General features: G+C 69.9%; 20 protein-coding genes. 9 read left to right on the top strand and 11 right to left on the bottom strand.

Annotated features, from left to right (window positions below):
- Window positions 1-6: 6 nt before the first annotated feature.
- Together uraH and uraD are read right to left on the bottom strand one after the other, a co-directional pair.
- Entirely contained in the window at window positions 7-363 is a 357-nt protein-coding gene (gene uraH / locus FHS38_RS22340; RefSeq protein ID WP_184736087.1) for a hydroxyisourate hydrolase, read from the bottom strand.
- Entirely contained in the window at window positions 360-887 is a 528-nt protein-coding gene (uraD, locus tag FHS38_RS22345; RefSeq protein WP_184736088.1) for a 2-oxo-4-hydroxy-4-carboxy-5-ureidoimidazoline decarboxylase, read from the bottom strand. The genes uraH and uraD overlap by 4 nt, the downstream gene beginning before the upstream one ends.
- A 270-nt stretch (window positions 888-1,157) precedes the next feature.
- Here uraD and FHS38_RS22350 point away from each other — a divergent pair, with 270 nt between their 5' ends.
- Window positions 1,158-2,018 carry a caspase family protein gene (locus FHS38_RS22350; protein ID WP_184736089.1) on the top strand — a complete coding sequence of 287 codons (861 nt, stop codon included), beginning with the start codon at window positions 1,158-1,160 and terminating at the stop codon, window positions 2,016-2,018.
- Between the two features lie 17 nt (window positions 2,019-2,035).
- Here the strand turns inward: FHS38_RS22350 and FHS38_RS22355 are convergent, their stop codons facing one another.
- Entirely contained in the window at window positions 2,036-2,431 is a 396-nt protein-coding gene (locus FHS38_RS22355; protein WP_229822585.1) for a helix-turn-helix domain-containing protein, read from the bottom strand.
- A complete protein-coding gene (locus FHS38_RS22360) occupies window positions 2,428-2,679 on the bottom strand; it encodes a YkoF family thiamine-binding protein (protein ID WP_184736090.1) in 252 nt (83 codons plus the stop codon). Before FHS38_RS22360 ends, FHS38_RS22355 begins: the two co-directional genes overlap by 4 nt.
- Before the next feature lie 123 nt (window positions 2,680-2,802).
- Between FHS38_RS22360 and FHS38_RS22365 the strand changes: the two genes are divergently transcribed.
- From FHS38_RS22365 to FHS38_RS22380, 4 genes are all read left to right on the top strand, one after another.
- The gene (locus tag FHS38_RS22365) at window positions 2,803-3,627 is read left to right on the top strand and encodes a TIM barrel protein (RefSeq protein WP_184736091.1); all 825 of its coding nucleotides are present in this window, start codon (window positions 2,803-2,805) and stop codon (window positions 3,625-3,627) included.
- Window positions 3,628-3,698: 71 nt separating this feature from the next.
- Window positions 3,699-4,601, top strand: coding sequence for a 2-hydroxy-3-oxopropionate reductase (locus tag FHS38_RS22370; protein WP_184736092.1), 903 nt, complete (start codon window positions 3,699-3,701; stop codon window positions 4,599-4,601).
- Between the two features lie 11 nt (window positions 4,602-4,612).
- On the top strand, window positions 4,613-6,325 hold the full coding sequence (gene gcl / locus FHS38_RS22375) for a glyoxylate carboligase (RefSeq protein ID WP_373301829.1): 1,713 nt from the start codon (window positions 4,613-4,615) through the stop codon (window positions 6,323-6,325).
- Between the two features lie 284 nt (window positions 6,326-6,609).
- The gene (locus FHS38_RS22380) at window positions 6,610-7,314 is read left to right on the top strand and encodes a hypothetical protein (protein WP_184736093.1); all 705 of its coding nucleotides are present in this window, start codon (window positions 6,610-6,612) and stop codon (window positions 7,312-7,314) included.
- A gap of 205 nt (window positions 7,315-7,519) precedes the next feature.
- Here the strand turns inward: FHS38_RS22380 and FHS38_RS22385 are convergent, their stop codons facing one another.
- Window positions 7,520-9,163, bottom strand: coding sequence for an AMP-binding protein (locus FHS38_RS22385; protein WP_184736094.1), 1,644 nt, complete (start codon window positions 9,161-9,163; stop codon window positions 7,520-7,522).
- Window positions 9,160-10,911: an AMP-binding protein gene (locus tag FHS38_RS22390; protein ID WP_184736095.1), complete on the bottom strand. Its 1,752-nt coding sequence runs from the start codon at window positions 10,909-10,911 to the stop codon at window positions 9,160-9,162. Before FHS38_RS22390 ends, FHS38_RS22385 begins: the two co-directional genes overlap by 4 nt.
- Before the next feature lie 463 nt (window positions 10,912-11,374).
- Here FHS38_RS22390 and FHS38_RS22395 point away from each other — a divergent pair, with 463 nt between their 5' ends.
- Both FHS38_RS22395 and lysA read left to right on the top strand, forming a co-directional pair.
- The gene (locus tag FHS38_RS22395; protein ID WP_229822584.1) at window positions 11,375-11,764 is read left to right on the top strand and encodes an SAV_915 family protein; all 390 of its coding nucleotides are present in this window, start codon (window positions 11,375-11,377) and stop codon (window positions 11,762-11,764) included.
- A gap of 72 nt (window positions 11,765-11,836) precedes the next feature.
- A complete protein-coding gene (lysA, locus tag FHS38_RS22400) occupies window positions 11,837-13,183 on the top strand; it encodes a diaminopimelate decarboxylase (RefSeq protein ID WP_373301826.1) in 1,347 nt (448 codons plus the stop codon).
- 28 nt (window positions 13,184-13,211) lie between these two features.
- Here lysA and FHS38_RS22405 read toward each other — a convergent pair whose 3' ends face one another.
- Window positions 13,212-14,321 (bottom strand): winged helix DNA-binding domain-containing protein, encoded by a 1,110-nt coding sequence (locus FHS38_RS22405; protein WP_184736096.1) that lies wholly within the window; start codon window positions 14,319-14,321, stop codon window positions 13,212-13,214.
- A 147-nt stretch (window positions 14,322-14,468) separates the two neighbouring features.
- On the opposite strand from FHS38_RS22405, the gene FHS38_RS22410 reads away from it, so the two are divergent.
- Both FHS38_RS22410 and FHS38_RS22415 read left to right on the top strand, forming a co-directional pair.
- Complete coding sequence (locus tag FHS38_RS22410) at window positions 14,469-15,626, top strand: magnesium and cobalt transport protein CorA (RefSeq protein ID WP_184736097.1); 1,158 nt, start codon at window positions 14,469-14,471, stop codon at window positions 15,624-15,626.
- A 224-nt stretch (window positions 15,627-15,850) separates the two neighbouring features.
- Entirely contained in the window at window positions 15,851-16,357 is a 507-nt protein-coding gene (locus tag FHS38_RS22415; protein WP_184736098.1) for a hypothetical protein, read from the top strand.
- A gap of 1,819 nt (window positions 16,358-18,176) precedes the next feature.
- Here the strand turns inward: FHS38_RS22415 and FHS38_RS22420 are convergent.
- The 4 genes from FHS38_RS22420 to FHS38_RS22435 form a co-directional block, all read right to left on the bottom strand.
- On the bottom strand, window positions 18,177-20,903 hold the full coding sequence (locus FHS38_RS22420) for a caspase, EACC1-associated type (RefSeq protein WP_221495224.1): 2,727 nt from the start codon (window positions 20,901-20,903) through the stop codon (window positions 18,177-18,179).
- Between the two features lie 41 nt (window positions 20,904-20,944).
- The gene (locus FHS38_RS22425) at window positions 20,945-21,364 is read right to left on the bottom strand and encodes a hypothetical protein (protein ID WP_184736099.1); all 420 of its coding nucleotides are present in this window, start codon (window positions 21,362-21,364) and stop codon (window positions 20,945-20,947) included.
- Between the two features lie 361 nt (window positions 21,365-21,725).
- A complete protein-coding gene (locus FHS38_RS22430; protein ID WP_184736100.1) occupies window positions 21,726-22,331 on the bottom strand; it encodes a pyridoxamine 5'-phosphate oxidase family protein in 606 nt (201 codons plus the stop codon).
- A 37-nt stretch (window positions 22,332-22,368) separates the two neighbouring features.
- Window positions 22,369-23,457, bottom strand: a complete 1,089-nt coding sequence (locus FHS38_RS22435; RefSeq protein ID WP_229822582.1) for a globin domain-containing protein — start codon at window positions 23,455-23,457, stop codon at window positions 22,369-22,371.
- Window positions 23,458-23,599: the final 142 nt, after the last annotated feature.

The raw sequence follows: 23,599 nt of genomic DNA on the forward strand, positions 1-23,599 counted from the left end.
GGCGTGCTAGCTCCCTCGGTATACGGAGTAGCCGAACGGGTTGAGCAGCAGCGGTAGGTGGTAGTGCTCGCCCGGTGTGACGGCGAAGGCGACCGTCACCTCGGGGAAGAAGGCTGCGCCCGCGGCTTGGCTGCGTGCGAGATACGGCTCGACGGAGAAGGTGAGCCGTGCGTGGGTCGTGCCCTCCGGCAGTGCCGGGAGGTCCTTGCAGCGCCCGTCCGCGTCCGTCTTCGCGTGGCCGACCACGCGGTACTGATCGCTGTCGCCGCGGGCGGACAGCTCGACGGCGACGCTCCCGGCGGGGCTGCCGGTGCTGGTGTCCAGGATGTGGGTGGACACCGAGGCGGTCTCCTCGCTGCTCATGGTGGGGCTCCTTCGCCGTCGGGTGCTGCCGCGAGCCGGGCCAGCCGGATGCGGTTGATCTTGCCCAGTTCCCCTCGCACGATCTCGCGTTCGTGTTCCGGCGCGTTGTCGATCCGATGACGTACGGCGTCGCGCATCTGTTCGCCGGTGAGTCCGGTGGCGCAGATCAGGAAGACGTGCCCGAACTTCTCCTGGTAGGCCAGGCCGAGTTCGAGCATCTCGGCCCGGAGCGCGTCGGGGGCGTCCGTCATCCCCCGCTGTTCGCGGGCGGACGCCGGATCGCCCGGCTCCGGGCGTCCGATCGGCGGATGTCCGGCCATCGCCTCGGCCAGGTCCGCCGCCGTGAGATGGGCCGTGGCGGTGTCGCCCGCGGCGAGCAGGGACGCGGTGTCGGGATACGGGCGCCGGGCGAGGATCTCGTCGCCCCAGGCCGCGCTGGCGCAGACTTCGCGCAGGGCGGCCCGGGCGGCGCGGTCCTCGGCGGCGTTGAACCGGGTGAGCCCCGGCGTCGGACTCGAAGTCACGGCAGCCTCCGCGGCGCTTGCGTGCTGTGCTCGGACGGGCTGCGCATAGCTAACGCCCTCGGCAACACCGCGTCAACACTTTGTTGAAATTCCCGTGGAGTGGCGGGTGAACGCGGGAACCGACGTCCGGATACCGGATGCCCGAGGGGGGGTGATGGTCCGATCGAGGCGTCTTGTCCGATTGATGATTACGCCGACGAAGGCCACGGCACCCATACCGCGAACCACGGAGATGCCGCGGACGAGCGCCGTCCGCACGGAGGGAACACCATGCCCACTGGCCTGTCGATCCACATCGGTCTGAACAAAGTCGACCCCGACAAGTACGACGGCTGGGACGGCGAACTCAACGCCTGCGAGAACGACGCCCGGGACATGGCCGAGCTCGCCAAGGGCTTGGACTACCGGAACCGGACGATGCTGCTGACGGCGGACGCGACCGTCGAGAACGTCACCGCGGTGCTGAAGAAGGCCGCGAAGGAGCTCAAGAGCGGCGACATCCTCTTCCTCACCTACTCCGGACACGGCGGCCAGGTCCCCGACCTCAACGGCGACGAGGAGGACCGGCAGGACGAGACCTGGGTCCTCTTCGACCGGCAGTTCGTCGACGACGAACTGTACGAGCTGTACGGGGCCTTCGAGGACGGTGTGCGCATCGTCGTGCTGTCGGACAGCTGCCACAGCGGAAGCGTCGCCGAGCAGGTGACCGGGATGCTCGCGCCCGAGGCGCTGGAGAGCGTCTTCGGCACCCGGGAGCCGAAGGAGGCGGAGAAGAAGATCAAGGCTCTGCCGCTCTACCTGAACAACAAGCTGTACAAGCGCGACAAGACGCTCTACGACCGAATCCAGCAGGAGCTGCCCGCCAAGGACGTCCGGGAGATCGGGGCCAGCATCCTGCTGATCTCCGGCTGCCAGGACGACCAGACCTCCATGGACGGCCCCGTCAACGGCGCGTTCACCGGTGCGCTGCTGAGCGTCTGGGACGGCGGGACGGGATTCTCCGGCGACTACCAGGCACTGCACCGCGGGATCAAGCAGGAGCTGCGCGGCGAGTACCTCCAGAGCCCCAATCTCTTCCTGGCCGGCCGGCCCGACCCGGAGTTCGTCGAGCAGCGGCCGTTCTCCATCTGACCGGCTCCGCCGCGCCCTTATCCCGCGTCCCCTCCCGAGCCACCCCGGGCGGCGTTCTCCCTGTTCAGGTAGTTGTAGACGGTGAAGCGGCTGACGCCGAGCGCGCCGGCCACCGTCTCCACGCCGTGCCGTACCGAGAAGGCGCCGCGCTGCTCGAGGACCCGTACGACCGACTGCTTGGTCCGGCGGTCCAGCTCCGCGAGCGGCATGCCGTGGCGGCGTTCCAGCTCGGCGAGGATGTGGTCCAGCGAGTCGGACAGATGGGGCAGTCGCACGGCCACGACCGGGCGGCCCTCCCAGGACAGCACCACGTCGTCGCCCTCGGCCCGGTCCGGGTCGACCATCTCCCCGCCCATGGCCTCGACGAGCGGTCTGACCGCGTCGCGGAAGGGACCCGCCGCCGACTCCGTCACGACCCGTCCTCCGGAACCACGTTGATCTGCAGCGACACCCGGGTGGCGCCCGCCCGGAGCGACTCGCGCACCAGCTCGTCCACCGCCGCCAGCACGGCTTCGGCCCCGCCCTCGGCGGTGTTGCCGAACGGGCCGACGTCGACGGCGTCCAGCGGGGCGCCCTGGACCACCTCACGGGCCACCACCGCGTGGGGCGGGGCCTCGTCGAGATCGAACGGCTCGGTCGTGAATTCCACTCTCAATCGCACGCGGCCCAACCTACTGCGCGCGTCCGTCGTCGGCGCGGCCCCTCTTGACAGCCTTCCCGCAGCGCGGGCAGGCTTCCGTCAAGCAGAAGTGAACTTCCGCAATACGGAAGGATTTCCTGGCCGATGAGCCTCCGCGATCAGCGCTTCGATGTGAACCTCTCGATCCTCTTCACCGAACTCCCGCTCCTGGAGCGCCCGGCGGCCGCCGCCGCGGCCGGCTTCACGGCGGTCGAGCTGTGGTGGCCCTGGCCCACGACCCCCACCCCCGACCCTGCCGAACTCGACGCCCTGCGCGCCGCGTTGAGCGGGGCGGGCACCCAGTTGGTGGGGCTGAACCTCTACGCCGGCGAGCTGCCCGGGCCGGACCGGGGCGCGCTGTCCGTACCGGGCGCGGAATCCGACCGCTTCCGCGCCAACGTCGACGTCGCGGCCGACTTCGCCCGGTCGGTGGGGTGCACGGCGCTCAACGCCCTGTACGGCAACCGCGTCGACGGCGCGGACCCGTGGGAGCAGGACGCCCTCGCGCTGGAGAACCTGACGCTCGCGGCCCACGCCGCCGACCGGGTGGGGGCGACCCTGCTGATCGAGGCGCTGAACGCACCCGAGTCCCCGCGGTACCCGCTCGTCACCGCCGCCTCGGCGGTCGAGGTCGTGGACCGGGTCAACGCGGCCACCGGGCTCGGCAACGCCCGGTTCCTGATGGACCTGTACCACCTGTCGAGGAACGGCGAGGACCTGCGCGAGGCCATCGACCGCTACGCCGACCGGACCGGCCACGTACAGATCGCGGACGACCCGGGCCGCGGCGCGCCCGGCACCGGCGGGCTCGACTTCACCGAGCTGCTCGACCGGCTGGGGAAGGCCGGCTACGACGGGTGGATCGGCCTCGAGTACAAGCCGGACGGGCCGAGCGCGGACGCGTTCGGCTGGCTGCCCCGCACGGGCTGACCTCGCCGCGGCGCGCACCCCGAAGGCGCACGGCCCCGCCGCACCTCACCGCACGTCACCGAGAGGACGCCATGAGCAACACCCCGCTGCCCGCCGTCGCCTGGATAGGCCTCGGCATCATGGGCTCGCCCATGTCCGAGAACCTGATCAAGGCCGGTTACCGCGTCACGGGCTTCACCCTCGAACAGGACAAGCTCGACCGCCTCGCCGCGGCGGGCGGCACCGCCGCCGCCTCCGTCGCCGAGGCCGTCCGGGGCGCCGACGTCGTCATCACCATGGTTCCCGCCTCCCCCCAGGTCGAGGCCGTCGCCTACGGCGAGGACGGCATCCTCGCCCACGCCCGGGACGGGGCGCTGCTGATCGACATGTCGTCCATCACGCCGCGGACCTCCGTGGAGCTGGCCGCGGCGGCCGCCGCGGCCGGCCGGGGCCTGCGGGTCCTGGACGCCCCGGTCTCCGGCGGCGAGGCGGGGGCCGTCGAGGCCGTCCTGTCGATCATGGTCGGTGGCGACCGGGCCGACTTCGACGCCGCCCGGCCCGTCCTCGACGCCCTCGGCACCACCGTCGTGCACTGCGGGCCGCACGGCGCCGGACAGACCGTCAAGGCCGCCAATCAACTGATCGTCGCGGTCAACATCCAGGCCTGCGCCGAGGCCGTGGTCTTCCTGGAGAAGTCCGGGGTCGACCTCGCCGCCGCGCTGGACGTGCTGAACGGCGGACTCGCCGGATCGGCCGTGCTGACCCGCAAGAAGCACAACTTCCTGGGCCGCGACTTCGTGCCGGGCTTCCGGATCGAGCTGCACCACAAGGACATGGGCATCGTCACCGACGCGGCCCGTGCCGTCGGCGCGGCCCTGCCGGTCGGCGGGGTGGTCGCCGGGCTGGTCGGCGCGGCACGCGCGCAGGGCGACGGCGGCCTCGACCACTCGGCGCTGCTGCGCGGTGTCGAGCGGCTGTCGGGGACCGCGTCGTGAGCGCCGTGCGGATGCCCGCCATGGAGGCGGCGGTGCACATCATGAAGGACGAGGGCGTCGACATCGCCTTCGGCTGTCCCGGCGCCGCGATCCTGCCGCTGTACAAGGCGATGGAGGTGGTCGGCGGGATCGAGCACCTCACCGTCCGGCACGAGGAGGGCGCGACGCACATGGCCGACGGCTGGGCCCGCACCAACGGCCGGGTCGGCGTGGCCCTCGCCACCTCCGGCCCCGGCGGCACCAATCTCGTCACCGGCCTGTACACCGCGCTCGCCGACTCCGTCCCGATGCTCTGCGTCACCGGCCAGGCGGTCTCCACCAAGCTGCACCAGGAGGCGTTCCAGGCGGTCGACATCGTGGAGATCGCACGGCCCGTCACCAAGTGGGCCGTGCAGATCAAGGAGGCCGCGCAGATCCCGTGGGCCTTCCGGGAGGCGTTCCGGATCGCCCGGGAGGGCCGCCCGGGGCCGGTCCTGATCGACGTCCCCGTCGACATCGCCCGCCGCGAGATCCGCTACGACCCCGCCCTCGACACCCGGCTGCCGGTGCCGGCCGTCGTGCCGCACGCGCCCCGCGTCGAGGCCGCCCTCGATCTGCTGCTCGCCGCGCAGCGGCCGCTGGTCCTCGCCGGCGGCGGGGTGATCCTCGCCGAGGCGTCGGCCGAGCTGCGCGCGCTGGTGGAGCATCTGCGGGTGCCCTTCCAGGTCACCCTCATGGGCAAGGGCGTCATCGAGGACGACCACGAGCTGAACCTCGGCACCACCGGCATCCAGACCTCGCAGCGCTACGCCAACGCCTCCTTCCTGGAGTCGGACTTCGTGCTCGCCGTCGGCGCCCGCTTCGGCGACCGCCACACGGGGGCGAACCTCGCGACGTACAAGGGCGACCGGACGTTCGTGCACGTCGACATCGAGCCCACCCAGCTCGGCCGGGTCATCGAGCCGGATCTCGGCATCGTCTCGGACGCGAGGCTCTTCCTCGCGGCCCTGCTGGAGGCCGCCAGGGCCCGAGGTGTCCGCGCCGACGTCGGCGCGTGGGTCGAGCGCTGCCGGGAGCTCAAGCGCACCCTGGTCCGGCGCGAGGACTTCGACACGGTCCCGGTCAAGGCCCCCCGGGTCTACAAGGAGATCAACGCCGCCTTCGGTGAGGACACCTACTTCGTCACCGCCATCGGCCTCTACCAGATCTGGGGCGGCCAGCACCAGAAGGCCCACCAGCCTCGTCACTATCAGGTGTGCGGCCAGGCCGGTCCACTCGGCTGGGAGGTCCCGGCCGCGATCGGGGTGAAGAAGGCACTGGAGGGGATGGGCCGGGGCGACACCGAAGTCGTCGGCATCGTCGGCGACTACGGCTTCCAGTACATGGTCGAGGAACTGGCGGTCGCGGCGCAGTACGACGTGCCGTATGTGCTGATCATGCTGAACAACGAGTACCTGGGCCTCATCCGGCAGGCCTCGATCGGCTACGACATGAACTACCAGGTCGACATCCACTACGACGAGACCGGCACGGACAACGTCAAGCTCATGGAGGCGTACGGCTGTTCCGGCCGCCGGGTGGTGGACCCCGCCGACATCCGTCCGGCCATCGAATGGGCCCGCAAGGAGGCCGTGTCGACGTCACGGCCGGTGCTGGTCGAGATCCTGATCGAGCGGGAGGCGAACACCCCGCACGGCCCGGACATCGACGCCGTCAAGGAGTTCGAGCCCGCGCCTCAGGGGTGAGCCCGCGACCCTTCAGTCCCCGGGCGGCGGTGGCGCCGACAACTGTCCTGTCGCGCCCAGGCGCCGCCGCCGTCCGGATCCCCCTCCGCTTGTCCTCGCCCGGTCCGCAGCGGGCCGTCTTCGCACCGCCGCGCGGGTCGCGGGCCGCGCGCGCTCCGGCGCGTGGAGTCCTCCGGTGGGCGCCGGGCGGACGCACCCTTCACGAATCGCTCCCCGGCCGCGCCCGCATCGTGGACGATGGGCCCGTACCCACACCCCTACGGACCCCGTTGCTGGAGCCGATGATGGCCAAGAGCGTGCCGGTGCACTGCCCGACGTGCCGCCGGGAGCACTCCTTCACCCCGCCGACCTTTCCCTGCGCGTGCGGAGCGCCGCTGACCCTGCCCGTACTGCCGGGCGCGACCCCCGAGTTATTGGCGCAGCGCACCTGGCGCGACTCCTGGGTCGCGGTGCGCTGCCCGGCCTGTGACCGCCAGGACCAATGGCCCCGGCCCGAGTTCGGCTGCTCCTGCGGCACGGTCGTCCGGCTGCCCGTGCAGCCGGTGCGCGGCCCGGCCCCGGCGGCCGACGACGCGTCCGAACCGGTGGCGCCGCGGCGGCCCGACTTCCGCCCGCTGGCGATCCGTACCGAGCGCGACGCGGTCGCGGCGGCCGAGCGGTATCTGCGCTGGCTCGGCTTCACGGACGTGCGCCGCACCGGGTGCGGAGCGGCCCCCAGCGCCACCGGCGTCGACCTGCGGGCCACCGGCGCCGTCGCGCGGGTCGATCCGACCACGCTGCCCACGACGCTGCGCGACATCGAGTGCCTGTGGCTGCACGGCCTCCTCGACTCCGCGACCGGTGTCTGCTTCTCCCTCGCGGGTTACGCCCAGGGCGCCCGCGCCCGCGCCGACGACCTGCGGCTTCCGCTGTTCGTCGTGGATCTCACGGGCGCCCCGCAGGCACTCAACGACGCCGCGGACGAGCTGGTCCGGCGCGGTGCCGGCTGAGTCCGGTAACTCACGGGCCACCGCCCGAAGCTCAAGTCTTCCTCTGAACTCGCGCCGGACCATGGCGAGTTGGTCACACCGGGCGGAGACTTCTTCTGGGCCCGCGAGAGACACACGGGGGATCGCGGGCCCGTCCACGGGGGTTGCGGGGCGGGCCGGGAAACGGCCCTCCCCGCTTACTCGTGCGCCCCGGCCGGGCCCGGCCTCAGGCCCGCGCCTGCGCCGCGCCCCCCGGTACCGGCTCCGCGGCGGCCTGCTCGCGCAGCTCCACCTTGCGGATCTTGCCGCTGACCGTCATGGGGAACGATTCGAGGATCCGCAGGTGCCGCGGGACCTTGAAGTGGGCGAGCCGCCCCCGGCAGAAGCGGGCCAGCTCGTCGCGGCCGAGGGTGTCGGCGGGGTCGCGCAGGATGACGCAGGCCATGATCTCCTCGCCGTACTTCTCGTCGGGCACCCCGATGACCTGGACATCGGCGATCTTGGGGTGGGAATAGAGGAACTCCTCGATCTCGCGCGGGTAGACGTTCTCCCCGCCCCTGATGATCATGTCCTTGATGCGGCCGACGATCCGTACGTAGCCGTCCTCGTCCATCACCGCGAGGTCGCCGGTGTGCATCCAGCGGTCGTCGTCGACGACCTCGGCGGTGCGCTCCGGATCGTTCCAGTAGCCGAGCATCACCGAATAGCCGCGGGTGCACAGCTCGCCCGGCTCACCACGGGCGACGGTGGCCCCGGTGTCCGGGTCCGTGACCTTCACCTCGATGTGCGGCAGCACCCTGCCGACCGTCCCGGTGCGGCGGCCGAGGTCGTCGTCGCGCCGGGTCTGGGTGGAGACCGGGGAGGTCTCGGTCATGCCGTAGCAGATGGCGACCTCGGCCATGTGCATCTCGGAGACGACCCGCTTCATCACCTCGGCGGGGCACGGCGAGCCGGCCATGATGCCGGTGCGCAGCGAGGAGAGGTCGTAGGTGGCGAAGTCGGGGAGGTTCAGCTCGGCGATGAACATGGTGGGGACGCCGTAGAGCGACGTACAGCGCTCGCGCTCGACGGCGTGCAGGGTGGCGACGGGGTCGAAGGTGGGGGCCGGGATGACGACGCAGGCGCCGTGGCTGGTGGCGGCGAGATTGCCCATCACCATGCCGAAGCAGTGGTAGAAGGGCACGGGCAGCGCGACCCGGTCGTTCTCGGTGTAGCCGAGCGTCTCCCCCACGAAGTAGCCGTTGTTGAGGATGTTGCGGTGGGAGAGGGTGGCGCCCTTCGCGAAGCCCGTGGTGCCCGAGGTGTACTGGATGTTGACCGGGTCGTCGCAGCCGAGCCGGGACTCGCGCTCGGTGAGCCGCTCGCGCGCGACGCCCTGCCCCAGCCGGATCAGCCCGGTCCAGGTCGCGTCGGCGATGTAGACGACGTCGCGCAGCGCCGGGCAGGTGGCCCGCACCTGCTCGACCATGCGCCGGTAGTCGCTGGTCTTGTGCTCGACGGAGGAGACGAGCACGCTGATCTCCGCCTGCCGCAGGACGTAGGCCAGTTCGTGCACGCGGTAGGACGGGTTGATGTTGACCATGATCGCGCCGATGCGGGCGGTGGCGTACTGGATCATCACCCATTCGGGGCAGTTGATCGCCCAGATCCCGACCCGGTCGCCCTTCGCCACGCCCTTGGCGAGCAGCCCGAGGGCCACCTCCTCGACGGCCCGCCCGAACTCGGTGTAGGTCCAGCGGCGTCCGCCGGGGACGTCGACGAGCGCCTCGCGGTCGCCGAAGCGCTGGACCGTGCGGGCCAGGTCGGCGCCGATGGTGTCGTCGAGCAGCGGGCTCCCCGTCGGGCCCGCCGCGTAGGAGGGTGTGCTCACCGGTGGTCTTCCTCTCGGTACTCGGTGCCGCCGCCCTGCGCGGTGTGCTCGCGCAGGACGATGCGGCGGATCTTGCCGGACACGGTCTTGGGCAGTGCGGCGAACTCCAGCCGGCGGACGCGCTTGTAGGGCGCGAGCGTGGCCCGGGAGTGGGCGAAGAGGGCCTTCGCCGTCTCCGGTCCCGGCTCCCACCCCTCGGCGAGGACGACGTACGCCTTGGGCACGGCCAGCCGCAGCGGGTCGGGGGCGGGGACGACGGCCGCCTCGGCCACGGCCTCGTGCTCGAGGAGCGCGCTCTCCAGCTCGAAGGGCGACACCTTGTAGTCACTGGATTTGAAAACGTCGTCCTGCCGGCCGACGTAGGTCACGTAGCCGTCGGCGTCGCGCGCACCGATGTCCCCGGTGCGGTAGTAGCCGCCCGCCATGGCCTCGGCCGTGCGCTCCGGATCGCCCGCGTAGCCCGTCATCAGGCCGACGGGCAGCCGGCCGGTGTCCCTCAGGTCGAGGGCGATCTCGCCCTCGTCGGCGGGCTCGCCGGTGACGGGGTCGAGGAGGAGGACGGTGAAGCCGGGGCTGGGCCGGCCCATGGAACCGGTCTTGAGGGTCTGCCCGGGCGGGTTGGCGATCTGCACGGAGGTCTCGGTCTGGCCGAACCCGTCGCGGATGTCGACCCCCCAGGCACGCCGGACGGTCTCGATGACCTCGGGGTTGAGGGGCTCCCCCGCGGCGACGACCTCGCGCGGCGGGGTGCGCAGCGCGCCCAGGTCGGCCTGGATGAGCATCCGCCACACGGTGGGCGGGGCACAGAAGCTCGTGACGCCGCAGCGGTCCATCTCGGCCATGAGACGGGCGGCGTCGAAGCGGGTGTAGTTGAAGACGAAGACGGTGGCTTCGGCGTTCCAGGGGGCGAAGAGATTGGACCAGGCGTGCTTGGCCCAGCCGGGCGAGGAGATATTGAGGTGGACGTCGCCGGGCCGCAGCCCGATCCAGTACATGGTCGTCAAATGGCCGATGGGATACGACACATGGGTGTGTTCGACGAGCTTGGGGCGAGCGGTGGTGCCGGAGGTGAAATAGAGCAACAGGGGTTCGTCGGCACGGGTGGGGCCGTCCGGTGCGCAGCTGTCGGCGGCGCGGGTGGCGTCCTCGTAGGCGAGCCAGCCGGTGCCTTCGCGCGTGCGCGGCGCCGCCGGGGACGGCGGGGACGGCGGGGCGTCGGCGGTGCCGGGCGGGGCGCCGACCGCGATCCGGGTGTAGTCGCCGGGTACGGCGTCGAACTTCCCGGTGTCCTCGGCACGGACGATCACGTGCCGGGCCCGGCCGCGCTCGATGCGGTCGGCGAGGTCCGCGGGGCCCAGCAGCGGGGTGGCGGGGATGACGACGGCCCGCAGCCGCATCGCGGCGAGCGCGGTCTCCCACAGCTCGGTCTGGTTGCCGAGCATGACGACGATCCGGTCCCCGGCCCGTACGCCCTGCTCGCGCAGCCAGTTGGCGACCTGGTGGGAGCGCCGCCGCAGGGCGTCGAAGGTCAGCCGCGTCTCACCGCCGTCCTCCTCGACGATCCAGAGGGCGGTCCGGTCGTTGCCCTCGGCGATCCGGTCGAACCAGTCGTAGGCCCAGTTGAACTCCGCCGGGCGGGGCCAGCGGAAGCCGTCGTAGGCCGCCCGGTAGTCCTCGCGGTGCGCGAGCAGGAAATCGCGGGCGGCCCGGAATTCCGCGGTCGCGTCGGTGGGTCTGGTCGCCGTCACATGTCCTCCAGTTCGCCGGGCGTCGCCTGCCCTCCCTCAGCTGCCGCTGGGAGGTGCCCTCAAGAGCATCGTGCGACGGTGTCCTGAGTCTCACTACCCCCGGACGGGGGCGGACACGTTTCGGGGACGGGGCTTTACGAAAAGCGGGGTTCTCGGCGGTTTCGTGGTGCGCGGGACCCGGGAGGGGCGAGGCCGCTCGCTGCTGGGCGCCCACCCGGGGATCGGCACGCGATTCGAAGGCGTCATCGGCGGTTGAACATGAAGTTGAAAGGCCGACGGGCGGGGTGACCGACGGGAAGACGCGGCATACGGGGACGCGGGGGATCCTTGTCGGCCACCCGGCGTCAATAACCCGTCAAGGGACGGCGCCCTGGGGTCAACAGCATGTCAAGGAGACGCTCGGTGAGGCGTGGGCCGGGCATAGCGTGAGCGACGCACTTCCCGACACCTCACGAGGATCGTCATGCACCTGAGCCGAACCCCCGCCGAAGCCGCCGCCGTCGCCGCCGTCGACAGCCCGCAGGCCGACGACGGAGAGCCTTCCGAACCAGTCCATAGCAGCCAGGCAGCGCCCCTGTACGTGCCCGTACGGCTCTGCCCCAGCGGCTACGCCCTGCGGGTCTTCCGCACCCCCCTGGGCACCCGCACAGCCGTCGCCTTCACCACCCGGCGACGGCTGTCCGACATTCTGGGCGCGGATCACCCGTCCATCCGTCTCGCGCTGCCGGCCGTACGCGCCCTGGCGGCACCCCTCGGCGTCGAGCTGGTCTCCGTCGACCCGCTGCTGACGGCCCCCGCCGTACGGCCCGCTCCCCCGGACGCCGGCGCCCTTCTCCCGACCTTCCCCGGCTGACGGCCGCGACCGGCGACGACGCCGGTCCCGCAGGCCCACCGGTTCTCGCTCTTCCCTCGAAGGAGGCCGTCCGTGTCCCTTCCGCTCGCCCCGATATCCCTGCCGCCGCTCCCCGAGGGGCCGACGCCCGCGCCCGTGTGGCCCGCGTCGACGCAGACCCTGCCGTCGGGCGACCTCGCCGTCGGCGGGGTCGCCCTCGCCGAACTCGCCGACCGCTTCGGCACCCCCTCCTACGTCATCGACGAGGACGAGGTGCGCACCCGGGCCCGCGCCTGGCGCACCGCGCTCCCGCACGCCGACGTCGCCTACGCCGGCAAGGCGTTCCTCACCCGCGCCATGATCCGCTGGATCCGGGAGGAGGGCCTGTGCCTGGACGTCTGCTCCGCCGGTGAGCTGGAGCTGGCCGCGCACACCGGCTTCCCCGCCGAGCGCATCGTGCTGCACGGCAACGCCAAGAGCCCCGACGACCTGCGGGCCGCGCTGCGCCTGGGCGTGGGCCGCCTCGTCATCGACAGCACGGGCGAGATCGCGAGGCTCGCCGCCCTCATCCCGCCGGGCACCCGGCAGAAAGTGCTGGTGCGGGTCGTACCGGGAGTGGCGGCCGGGGCGCACTCGGCCGTCCGGACCGGGGTGGAGGGCCAGAAGTTCGGACTGCCGGTCGCGGGCGGCGAGGCCGAGGACGCGGTGGCGCGGATCCTCGGCCAGCCCCGGCTCGAACTGACGGGGCTGCACTGCCACCTCGGGTCACAGATCGCCGAACTCGGCCCGTACGTCACGGCGGTTCAGCGGCTCGTCCCGCTGCTCGCCCGGATCCGGGACCGGCACGGGGTGACGTTCCCGGAGCTCGACCTCGGCGGCGGCTTCGCCATCGCCTACCGCGACGGCGACCCGGCTCTGGACCCGCGCGCGTACGCCAACCGGGTCGGCGGGGAACTCGCGCTGCAGTGCGCCCGGTTCGACCTCCCGGTACCCCGGCTGACCGTGGAGCCGGGCCGCTGGATCGCGGGGCCCGCGGGCGTGGCGCTCTACCGGGTGCTCGCCGTGAAGTCCACGGGCGACACGACGTTCGTGGCGGTGGACGGCGGTATGAGCGACAACCCGCGCCCCGCGCTGTACGGCGTGCGCTACACGGTCCGGCTCGTGGGCCGCGCCTCGCCCGCGCCGGCCCGCGCGATGACCGTGGTGGGACGGCACTGCGAGGCGGGAGACGTCCTCGCCGAGGGGGTGCAGCTGCCCGGCGACATCCGCCCCGGCGACGTCCTGGCCGTTCCGGCGTCCGGTGCGTACCACCTGTCGATGGCGTCCGCGTACAACCTCGTCGGCCGGCCGCCCGTGGCGGCGGTCTCCGGCGGGCGGGCGCGGCTGCTCGTACGCCGCGAGACGCTGGAGGACCTGCGCAGCCGCGACGTGGGCGAATGAGTGCCCCTGTCGCGGGCCGGTGCGTGTCTCAGGCGACGTCCCCGAAGCGCACCTCGTGGTGCGCTTCGGGTGCCGCCAGCGCGAGGACGCCCGCGGCCTCGGTCTCCAGGGCGGCCCGGTCCGCCTTCGACAGCCGCCCGAACGGCTCGATGACCAGCGTCGCGTCCTGGCGTGCCCGGTCCAGGCGCCACAGACCGCCGACGAATCCGTCCAGCAGGAATGAGCGGTAGGCGCGGTTGGTGCGCCACAGGCGGCGGATGTCGGCGGGGTCGATGACGCGCGAGCGGTCCGCGTGGGAGAGGAGGAGGTTGTCGAACTCCGGCAGGAAGCGCACGGGCGCGGGGGTGTCCGCGTCGGGCAGCGGGGCGTCCGGCAGGTCGAACAGCTCCACGCCCTGCTCGTCGCGGAACGTCCGCAGCCGGGGCCGCAGCCGCTCGACGACCTCGCGCAGCCGGGTCAGCCCGCTCCACGTCTGCATGTCCTTGACCGAGGCGGGCCCGAACGCCGCGAGGTAGCGCTCCAGCAGGCCGTCGAGGTCGGGCTCGGCGTCGAGCCCCCGGCCGAGCCAGGTCTCCACGGTCGTGTGCGCGGCCTGCCCGCTGCGCCCCCACAGGGCACGGGGGGTGACCTGGACGAGCGGCAGCACCGTCCGCGCCGCCATGGCCAGGGCCTGCGGCTCGTGCTCGGGCCACTCCTCGGCCAGCGCCCGGCCGAGGTCGTGGAAGGTGTACGGCCGGTCGGCGACGAGCTCGCGGGCGCGGCCGGCCAGCCGGTCCAGGTCCACACCGACGAGCCGCTTGGCGAAGGAACCCTGGAGGGCACGGTCCTGCATGGGCTGGACCACCGGCCGCAGCGCGCGGCAGTCCCGGGCGCTGACCAGGTGGATCGTGGAGCGCATCAGCGAGATCCGGACGGCCTCGCGGGAGGCGAGCAGGTCGGAGAGCGCTTCGGGCCGGAAGCCCTCGACGCGGGCCGCGAGCGTGTAATAGGGGTCCATCGGAGACTGGGCCTGGAGGCCGACGAGGCGCTCCACGGCGTCGAGCACGGGCATCGGGGCACGGCGCAGCAGCAGCTGGCGCTCCAGGAAGGCACGGTTGAGGGCGCGGGTGGAGAGCACGGGCGGTGCGGCGTTCGTCATGCGTTCACGCTAGACGCGACTGCGGACAGATACGGTCCGCATGCCTGTAGGTGTCAGGGATCGGCTCAAGGGTCACACCTGCCCCAGACGTTTATTTTGATCCGTATATCCTGTTCGCGGTCCAGTGCTGAGCAAGAGGGAGCCCCCATGCCCGAGAACCCTCCGCGCCGCCAGCGACCCACCCCGAAGAAACACTCCTGGCTGCGGCCGACGACCGCCCGCCCGGGGGGCACGCCCCCGGCGAACCGCCCGTCGCCGGACGCCCCGGGCCCGACGGCCGGCGAGGGCAGCGTCGTCCACGCCGCCGTCTACCGCGACGGCCACCGCGTCAGCACCCCGACGTCCCTGGCCGACACCTACCGCCGGCTGCGCGAGCAGCCCGACGCCATGGCCTGGATCGGGCTGCACCGGCCGACGGAGAGCGAGCTGGTCTCGCTGGCCGAGGAATTCGATCTGCACCAGCTCGCGGTGGAGGACGCCCTCGAAGCCCACCAGCGCCCCAAGCTGGAACGTTACGGCGACACCCTCTTCGTCGTCCTGCGCGCCGCCCGCTATCTCGACGCCCCGGAAGAGGTCGACTTCGGCGAGCTGCACATCTTCGTCGGCCCCGACTTCGTGATCACCGTCCGGCACGGCGCGGCCCCGGACCTGTCGGCGGTCCGCCGCCGCATGGAAGCCACCCCGGAGCTGCTGGCCCTGGGCCCGGAGGCGGTGCTCTACGCGATCCTCGACGCGGTCGTCGACGGCTACGCCCCGGTCGTGGCCGGCGTGCAGAACGATATCGACGAGATCGAGACCGAGGTCTTCGGCGGCGACCCCGCGGTGTCCCGCCGCATCTACGAACTCGCACGCGAAATGGTGGAGTTCCAGCGCGCGACCCGCCCCCTGGTCGGCATGCTCCACGGCCTGATGGCCGGCTTCGCCAAGTACGGCACCGACGACGAACTCCAGCGCTACCTCCGCGACGTCGCCGACCACGTCACCCACACCAGCGAGCGCGTCGACGGCTTCCGCTCGGCCCTGGCGGACATCCTCGCGGTGAACGCCACCCTCGTCACCCAGCAGCAGAACGCCGAAATGCGGGCGCTGGCGGAGGCGGGCTTCGAGCAGAACGAGGAGATCAAGAAGATCTCGTCGTGGGCGGCGATCCTGTTCGCACCGACGCTGGTGGGGACGATCTACGGCATGAACTTCACGCACATGCCGGAGCTGACGTGGGTGTTCGGGTATCCGTTCGCGATCGCGCTGATGGCGATCGTCTGCGTGAGCCTGTACTTCGTCTTCAAGCGGCGGGACTGGCTGTAGCGACGAAGGCTGAGCATCTTGATTGACTTCGCGTACGCGAATGACACCCGAGGGCGACTCCCAACCCCCGTGGGAGAATGCGCACCGTTGGGGAGCGAAGCATGATCCGCGCCACCAGCCGTTCCACGCGCCTCGCTCCCCCAGTTCCGCCCTTTTCCCTCCGCAGGGCATCACTAAGAGTGTTGACTGGGCAGCCGCGAGGAGACTCACACCAGGAGGGCCGGTTGGAACCGAGGAGTGCCGCGGCAACAGGGAAGGACTTCCCCTACACCGCCCGTACGACGTGCTACATCGAGGTCCACAAGGACGGCACGGTGACGCACGGGAACGACCCCGCCGCCTACGAGCGGGCCGTGGCCGGCAAATCCCGTCTCTTCGCGGTCTGGCCCGGAGAGTGGTCGAGCCACTTGTTCGTGATCGACGACCTGGACGAGTACGCGAAGGCGCACGGCATCAAGCACGACGAGGAGCGAACCGGCCTCAAGGAGCACATCCACGACGTGCGGTGGGAGCCGAACCCCTACGCCAAGGACAGCCCCCGGAGCCCGTACATCGGCGTCAGCATCACGCTGAACTGCGGCTGCTCGATCCAAGACTTGCGCGCGTTCGCCGCCCACATGCAGGAACAGCGCGGGTGGACCGTAGCGACGAGCGGCGGCTGGGGCAGCAGCAGCGGCCCAGGAGGAACGAGGTACTCATTGCGGGTACGCCGCAAGAGCCTCGCCGACTGACTCGTGCGACCACGGAGCCGCACGGCACGAACGGGTGGCACAGCATGTGCTGTGCCACCCGTCGCTCAGGCCGCGGCCAGGTTCTCTGGGACGTACTCGGGGATCGGGCCGAGCAGTGCATCGACCGCGGACGCCCCTTACGCCGGCCCCCGGCATGAAGTGGGCGTAGTGGTCGAGGGTGATGGTCCGGCTGGAGTGGCCCAGTCATCGGGCCAGGGTGACGACGGACTCGCCCGCTTCGAGGATGATCAAGGTGTAGGTGTGCTTCTCGCGCTCCGGCTGTCGACGTCCTCCGGAGAGAGGCCAAAGACCTCCCCCTGCCGCAGCCCGCAACCAAGTGCTACCACGACCGCGATGCGGTAGCGCGTATTGATCTCGTCCCGCACACGCTGCGCGATCTTCAGCGGCCACGCCTCCCGCTGGCCCTCCGGCACCTTGGGCCATCGCGCGGACTTGGCGCCATCGGGTGGCGCACTAGGCGCTTGTCGCCGATGGCCGTCTCGAAGATGTTCGAGACGGAGGCGAGGATCTTACGGGCATACCGCGGTGCACACTCGCCTTCGAGCGTGGCGATGTAGCCGTGCAGGACAGCCGCTGATCGGCGCACCGAGTGCGTGGCACCCAATCGGCTTGGCGGCCCCGTCACGCCAGGGGCGACAACGGCCGACTTGGTGATCACAGAGCGGAACGTCAACGGGTGCTCCAGAATGGCGAGATGGAGATGTCCGAGTCTTACGCAACGACGGTCGCGGCCGTAGCGCCCGTGATCTGGGCGATCGGAACCGTGGAGGTTCATCAGGTGTTGAAGCGCGTATGGGCCATACGCGATGAACGGGACCGACGTCTTGCAGAGGCTCAAATAGCCATGGCTGCCGTTGACGATGCAGCAGGCCTGGCTCGGGTTCGCAATGACTTGGCAGCCGTTGACAAGCAGAGTTGGCGTGCACTGCCCGCGATCTCTCTCTACGTGGTGTGGGTTTGTCTAGGCATGGCTATGGCTCTATGTACGATCAATGCTCTGAATTGGTTGTCTGAGGCAGGTGGACCGGGAAAGGTCAGCGGGACGGATCCGAGAACGGCAGAGTTTTGCCTATTGGCACTTGCAGCTGGACTCAGTTTCATCACCCTCCTTCCCGTAGGAACGGCAACGACGGAGGCGACACGTTCCCTTCGGCGAGTGCGCGCCAAGCAGAAGGAGCTCACCGCGCTTGAGGCCGCAGCTGTTTCTCGTATTGAAGCCCGGCGGCCTTCGGCATCGAGGACTTCCGCTGGCACCTCACCTCCTCCGTGAGGGCTCCGCGGACCGTCCCCATGTCCGACGTCCTCAGACCGGGCCGGGACCGTCAGTTCGCCGCGTCGGAGGGCGTCCCCAGCCACTGACTGTGGGGACCGTAGCGGGACCGGACCCCACACCAACGCCTCCGGGGAACGGGCACCTCCGGAACATGGACCGCCCTTGCTAGATCCCCGAACAGCACCGGCATCGCGCGTCACAAGCGAGTGATCCCCACCCGCGTCGACCACACCCACCGGCCTTCATATGCCCAGCCTCTGCCCCTCAAGGGCACGCCTACGCAACCCTCCGCACGGCAACCCCATCCTCCACGAGTACACACCTTCACCTCCAGCCCCAGGCGGGCGAATTGTCGCGTGAGTATTGCTCCCGTATCCGGCCAGGGCCGAGCAAGCTGAAGCTTGGGACACTCCCCCCGGTGGGGTGTCCCAAGCTGTCTCCGCCCCGGGAGTGGCGGAGATGGGCCAGCGTCAGCAGCGTCAGGGAGGCGCCAAGGCATCCCTCAGGCACCAGCTTCCTTGCGTCTCACCCGAAGCAATTGCCACTCTGCGCTTGGACTCCGGCGGTTACCTCCGCCAGGTAAGCAGCGAATGTATCGCGCTGGCTCCGCGTAAAAAGAACGGTACGAGAGTTGTTCGCCCTGGCCTTCTGCGCCTCACCGCTCGCGATCCGGAGCGGTCCCCGGTCCTGCGCGGTGGCGACCTGTACATACCCGTTCGTGAGGAGAGTGGGCTCTTTGGAGTCAACCCTGACAACATCAGCGAAGGGGATCACGCAGTCTCGGGCGCCGCCGACCTTCCCCATGAAACTGCGCTTGATATCGACCCGATCTGCATAGACCGTCACAGTTGAGGTGTAACCCTTGAAGGTGATTGGCCCGGGCCGATGCGCAGGACGACCTTGCGATCCGCCGTCTCGTCCTACCGCTCCGTCTAAAGGCTCTGTCTCGCCGCTGATTCCCTCCGGACAGCTGGAGGCCGCACTGGCCGCTCTCCGTGCGAGGATGACCTGTGCGGTGCAATGAGCAACTACAGCGGCAATTTCCCCTTGGGTCACGAAGGCGCCCTGCAGACGGATCGGCTTGTCCGCCCCTTTCGGTAGGAAAAGCCCATCCCCCTTGCCGATCAGCTTCTCCGCACCAGGCTGGTCGAGGATGACCCGCGAGTCGGCGAGCGAGGGGGTGACGAAGGCAAGTCGCGAGGGAACGCTCGCCTTGATCAGGCCGGTGACGACATCGGCCGACGGCCGCTGCGTGGCGAGCACCAAATGGATACCCACCGTGTGCGCAAGCCGTGCGATGGGCACGATCACATCCTCGATGTCCCTCGGTGCGGCCATCATCAGGTCGGCGAGCTCGTTGACTACCACCAGTAGGTACGGGTGCGGCTCCATCTGCCGCTGATTGCCCACAGGCGTAGTCACAGTCCCATCGCGCACGGCCCGGTTGAAGGCGTCGATGTGCCGGTAGCCATAGGCCGCCAGGTCTTCGTAGCGAAGATCCATCTCGCGGACGATCCACTGGAGTGCCTCGACTGCCCTGTTCGTATCGGTGATGATCGGCGTGATCAGGTGCGGGATGTCTTTGTACGCCATCAACTCCACGCGCCGGGGGTCGACAAGCACCATACGGACGTCCTCAGGTGTCGCACGCATCATGATCGATGTGATCAAGCAGTCGATCAATGACGTCATACCCGACCCCATCGCACCGGCAACGAGCAGGTGCGGCAACTTCGCGAGGTTGGCCATCGCATAGCCGCCTTCAACATCTTTGCCCAGCGCGACCACCATGGGGTTGCCCTCCCCGGCGGCCGCGGCCAGACGGAGCACGTCCCCGAGGGGGACCAATTCCCGCTCAGTATTCGGGACTTCGATACCGACCACCATACTGCCGGGTATCGGGAAGGTGATCCGTACGTCGGGGCTGGCGACCGCGTACGCGATGTTCTTCGTCAACGCAGTGATCTGCTCTGCCTGAACGGAGCGGCCGAGTTCGACCTCGTACCGCGTGATCGTCGGCCCGAGCCTGAAGCCGGTGACTGCGGCGTCGACCTTGAAGTCGGCGAAGACTTTTGTGAGCGCCGCAATCGCTGCGTTGTTGGCCGCGCTGCGTGCCTTCGCTGGGCCTCCTCGCGCGAGGAGGCCCAGCGAAGGCAGTGAATACGTGATGGCATCAGAGGGATCTGTCTGCTCGGTGTGCGACCGCAGGTCGCGGGCCTCGCCGAGCGGGGCCTCGACGGGGCCGGTGATGACCAGCGAGGAGGACGCGCGGGGCAGTGCGGTGCAGTCGGAGGCCGTATCGGCGGCTACAGCGATCCCCATTACGCCTGTTCCCAGCCCCGCAGCAGGTTGCCGTACGTGAAGGGGCGGTGAGACTTTGACTATCTGTTCATCACCGGCCGTCGGCTGCGCGGTCCTCGTCTTCCGGTCGGTACTGCCGCGATTACCAGCGAGGGGCACAGGCTCCAGCGCAGCGGCAGGGGGTGTGGGCTCGCCTGCCCGCTGCGATCTGCCGTTGGCGGCTCGGGCGATGGTTACCCGATACTCGAGCGCAGTCCACATCTGCGGTCTCTGCTTCACGCCGGCAGCAAGGATGCGTTCGTAGACGTACTCGTAAAGATCATGGACGCTGACGATTCCATCCTGATCCCGGTCCGCCTCGCCGGTCCGAAGGCCGTCAATGATGGCTCCGGTGAAGCGCGAGGATTCGGGCACCATCTCCGTGAGGTGATCACCTTCCCACGCATACTCGGTGCGGTTGGTCGCCGTGAGAATGGCCCGGCCGTGGCCTGCCAGTTCTTCCGTCACGTGCACGGCCGTGTCGCCCTTGACACCGGGCAGAAAGGCTCCGCTGTAGCAGCAGTCGAGGAGCACGACAATCGACTTTGCCCGGCAGCGGCGCATCTGATCATGCACGAATGCCGCGGATACCGCCGTGGAAGCGAGGAGCCTCCGGTCGGTGTCTTTCGCGGCGAAGTAGAGCAGCCCGTTGTCGTCCTTGATGCCGTGGCAAGACAGGTGAAGGAGCAGCACATCGTTCCGGCTTCGGTCCAGGAAGAAGGTCTCCAAGCAGCGATTGACTTCGTGCTGGGGCCGATCGATCACATGAGTGACGCCGAATGCACCGATGTGTGGATCATGAAGCACTTCCGCAAGCCCTTCGGCATCCCGGGCCGGTGAACGGAGCCGGTTCAGCTCGGGGTTCTCATATTCGCCTGTGGCGATAAGCAGCGCGTTGCGGCTACCAGACACAGCCGCCAGCCATGTGTCTCTCCTGGACAGAGCAGGCCGCATCAGGCACCGGAGGTACCCGTTTCGCCTTCCCGCTCCACGGGTGAAACGGGCTCGTGAGTCCCGATGAAGGCGTCGACAAGTCGCCGCTGGTCTTCCGCGGATGCCTGTTCAAGTTCGATACTGTCGTCGCCGAACACAACCCGTACCTTGCGAACGGGACGGTTGGTCATCCACGTTTCGAGCAACCGGAATACCCCTCGCAAGGCGATGGGCGATAGCGTTACGGCGAGCACCCCAAGGGCGATCGCGTCGCCGGGCTTGGACCCTACTGGGGTCTCCTCGATGCGCACCGGCTCTACACGGTCAACATCGAGTTCGAGCAGTTCCTCCCGCAACTGGACAGTGAGTTCGTCGAGCTCCACCAGGTCGCTGTCAGGTGCGCCCTCAAGCGTGACGGTCATCAAGTCTGCGTTGGCCACTACACCTCCAGAGAGCTACCTGTGCAGGCGAGCATATCGTCAGCCTCCCCCAACTTCAGCGGCATTGAACTGTTCAAGCGACGCGCCACACGACGTGCCGCTGATGCTGGCCTCAACGGTGAGCAACGACACCCAGGTCACGTCCTGACGCCGTCTCATTGATCGTCCGCAGCCACGGGGAGCACGGCGAAAAGGCCGGAAAGGCGGATCACTACAGGTCAGAGTCCCCCTCCAGGCAGTTTCCGCAAGGTCAACGCAGCGAGGATGGCATGGCATGGCGATCATGTCTTCAAGCGGCGGGACTGGCTTTAGGTCGCAGCCCGCGGCAGCCGCTTCCCCTGCCCACTGTTCACGGGGTGCTCTACCAGTGGGCGGTACGGGGCTTGGTGAAGTAGTCCGAGTCCTGGGGGCGGGCCGCGTCGCGGCCGGTGGGGCGGGGGGCCGGTACCAGGTGGGGGATGTACTTGGAGCAGTGGATGTAGGCCTCCTCCACGGTGAGATGGACCCATAGTTCCGGGCTGCGCCCGGGCACCGTGTCAGTGGGCAGGCCGGGATGGATGCTGCGTAGGTCCTGGTCGCGGTAGAGATGGGCCACGCCGTTGACGTGAAGTCCCACGTGATGGTGGGTGAAGTCCACGAAAAGCATGCCGAGATGAGGGTTCTCGATCATGTTGCCGGCGCTGGCGAGCACACCGTTCCCGCGGAACTCGGGGTAGGCGAGCGTGCGGTCGTCGATCACGTGGACGAACCCCGGCGGTCCGGCCCGGAAGCTGGCGTCGCATTCTCCATGGGAGTCCGCGGTGGCCAGGAAGACCATTGCCTGGCGGCCGATGAACTCCTGCATCTCAGCCGTGAGATGGGGACGCACCTGTTGGTCGTAGAACCGCGCGGCGCGGTCGGCGGTGCCCAGTTGCTGCTGCAGCTGGTGTTCACCCGCCGACCCGAATGGCGGCTGGGGCAAGGTCACGAGGGGGTTCTCCTGGCAGAACGGGTAGGGGCGCGGCTCAGGGGGTGAACAGGACGGGAGTCTCGAACGGGTCGTGATGGATGCGGTTCGGCGGGGTGCCCGTGAGGGTGAGGGTTTCCCTGGCGGAGACGATCATCTGAGCCGGGCCGCTGAGAAAGACGTCGTGCTGGTGCCACGGCCCGTACGCGGCGAGTACTTCCGGCAGGGATCCACGGATTCCGGGGAGGTCCTCGTGGGAGACCGCGCCCTTGATGGACAGCCAGTGGTGCCGTTGAGCCATCCGGAGCATGTCGTCGACCCCGTACAGTTCGGCTCCCGTTCGGGCGCCGAGGAACAGATCCACTTGATCACATCCCCCTCGGCGGGCGACTTCTTCGATGAGAGCGCGGACCGGGGCGAGGCCGGTGCCGCCGGCCACGAGGAGCAGTTCGCTGTGGTCGGCCGCGTCCAGGACCATGTCGCCCATCGGGGGCCCCAACTGGATGACGTCGCCCACCGCTGCTCGGTGCACGAGTGCGTGGCTGACGGAGCCGCCGGGTACCGCGCGCACGTGAAAGGTGAGCGTGCCGTCCTGGCGGGGTGCGTTGGCGACGGAGTAGTAGCGCCACCGCTTCGGCCACCAAGGAGTCTCGACGCTCACGTACTGACCTGCGGCGTACTCGTAGGACATATGGGGACGTACGGTGATCTCGGCGATGCCGTTGCCGCGCGGGACGCGGTGCACCACGGTGGCGGGCCATACGGCGGGCCGTACCACCTCGTCCTCCTCGGCCGCGCTGATCATGACCTGGGCGACGGTGCCGTACGCCTTCGTCCAGGCGGCGGCGATCTCCGGGGTCCACGCGGGGCCCGCGAACCGGGCCAGGGAAGCGAGGAGGCACTCGCCCACCGCCGGGAAGTGCGCGGCGACGGTGCCGAACTTACGGTGATCGCGGCCGAGGTGTCCGCAGAAGCGGACGAGGTTTTCCGGGTCGTCGACGAGGTCCACGATGCGCAACAGCGCGCGCAGGAGGCGATCGCGCTGGGCGTCCATCCCTTGCGGGAACATCGGACGGACCTCGGGATACCGGGCGAAGAGGATGGCGTAGAAATAGACCGTTACCTCCCCCGCGAGGGGCTCGACCACCGACAGCGAAGTCCTTATGAGGCCTATCTCGTGGTCCGACAAAGGCGCTTCGGCGGCCTCAGGCTGTCCGGCGTGGGCGGCGGCCCGGACATGCGCCGGGGCCTCCGGAGACGGGCGCACGGATGTGCTGCTTGGACGACCG

Source organism: Streptomyces netropsis, assembly GCF_014203545.1.
GTDB lineage: Bacteria > Actinomycetota > Actinomycetes > Streptomycetales > Streptomycetaceae > Streptomyces > Streptomyces netropsis.

What these genes read in the sequence shown, in the direction of transcription:
- FHS38_RS22380 (WP_184736093.1), top strand. Translation starts at nt 6,610, where the DNA reads ATGGCCAAGAGCGTGCCGGTGCACTGCCCGACGTGCCGCCGGGAGCAC.
- FHS38_RS22350 (WP_184736089.1), top strand. Translation starts at nt 1,158, where the DNA reads ATGCCCACTGGCCTGTCGATCCACATCGGTCTGAACAAAGTCGACCCC.
- FHS38_RS22410 (WP_184736097.1), top strand. Translation starts at nt 14,469, where the DNA reads ATGCCCGAGAACCCTCCGCGCCGCCAGCGACCCACCCCGAAGAAACAC.
- FHS38_RS22395 (WP_229822584.1), top strand. Translation starts at nt 11,375, where the DNA reads ATGCACCTGAGCCGAACCCCCGCCGAAGCCGCCGCCGTCGCCGCCGTC.
- FHS38_RS22370 (WP_184736092.1), top strand. Translation starts at nt 3,699, where the DNA reads ATGAGCAACACCCCGCTGCCCGCCGTCGCCTGGATAGGCCTCGGCATC.
- uraH (WP_184736087.1), bottom strand. Translation starts at nt 363, where the DNA reads ATGAGCAGCGAGGAGACCGCCTCGGTGTCCACCCACATCCTGGACACC.
- FHS38_RS22405 (WP_184736096.1), bottom strand. Translation starts at nt 14,321, where the DNA reads ATGACGAACGCCGCACCGCCCGTGCTCTCCACCCGCGCCCTCAACCGT.
- FHS38_RS22365 (WP_184736091.1), top strand. Translation starts at nt 2,803, where the DNA reads ATGAGCCTCCGCGATCAGCGCTTCGATGTGAACCTCTCGATCCTCTTC.
- gcl (WP_373301829.1), top strand. Translation starts at nt 4,613, where the DNA reads ATGCCCGCCATGGAGGCGGCGGTGCACATCATGAAGGACGAGGGCGTC.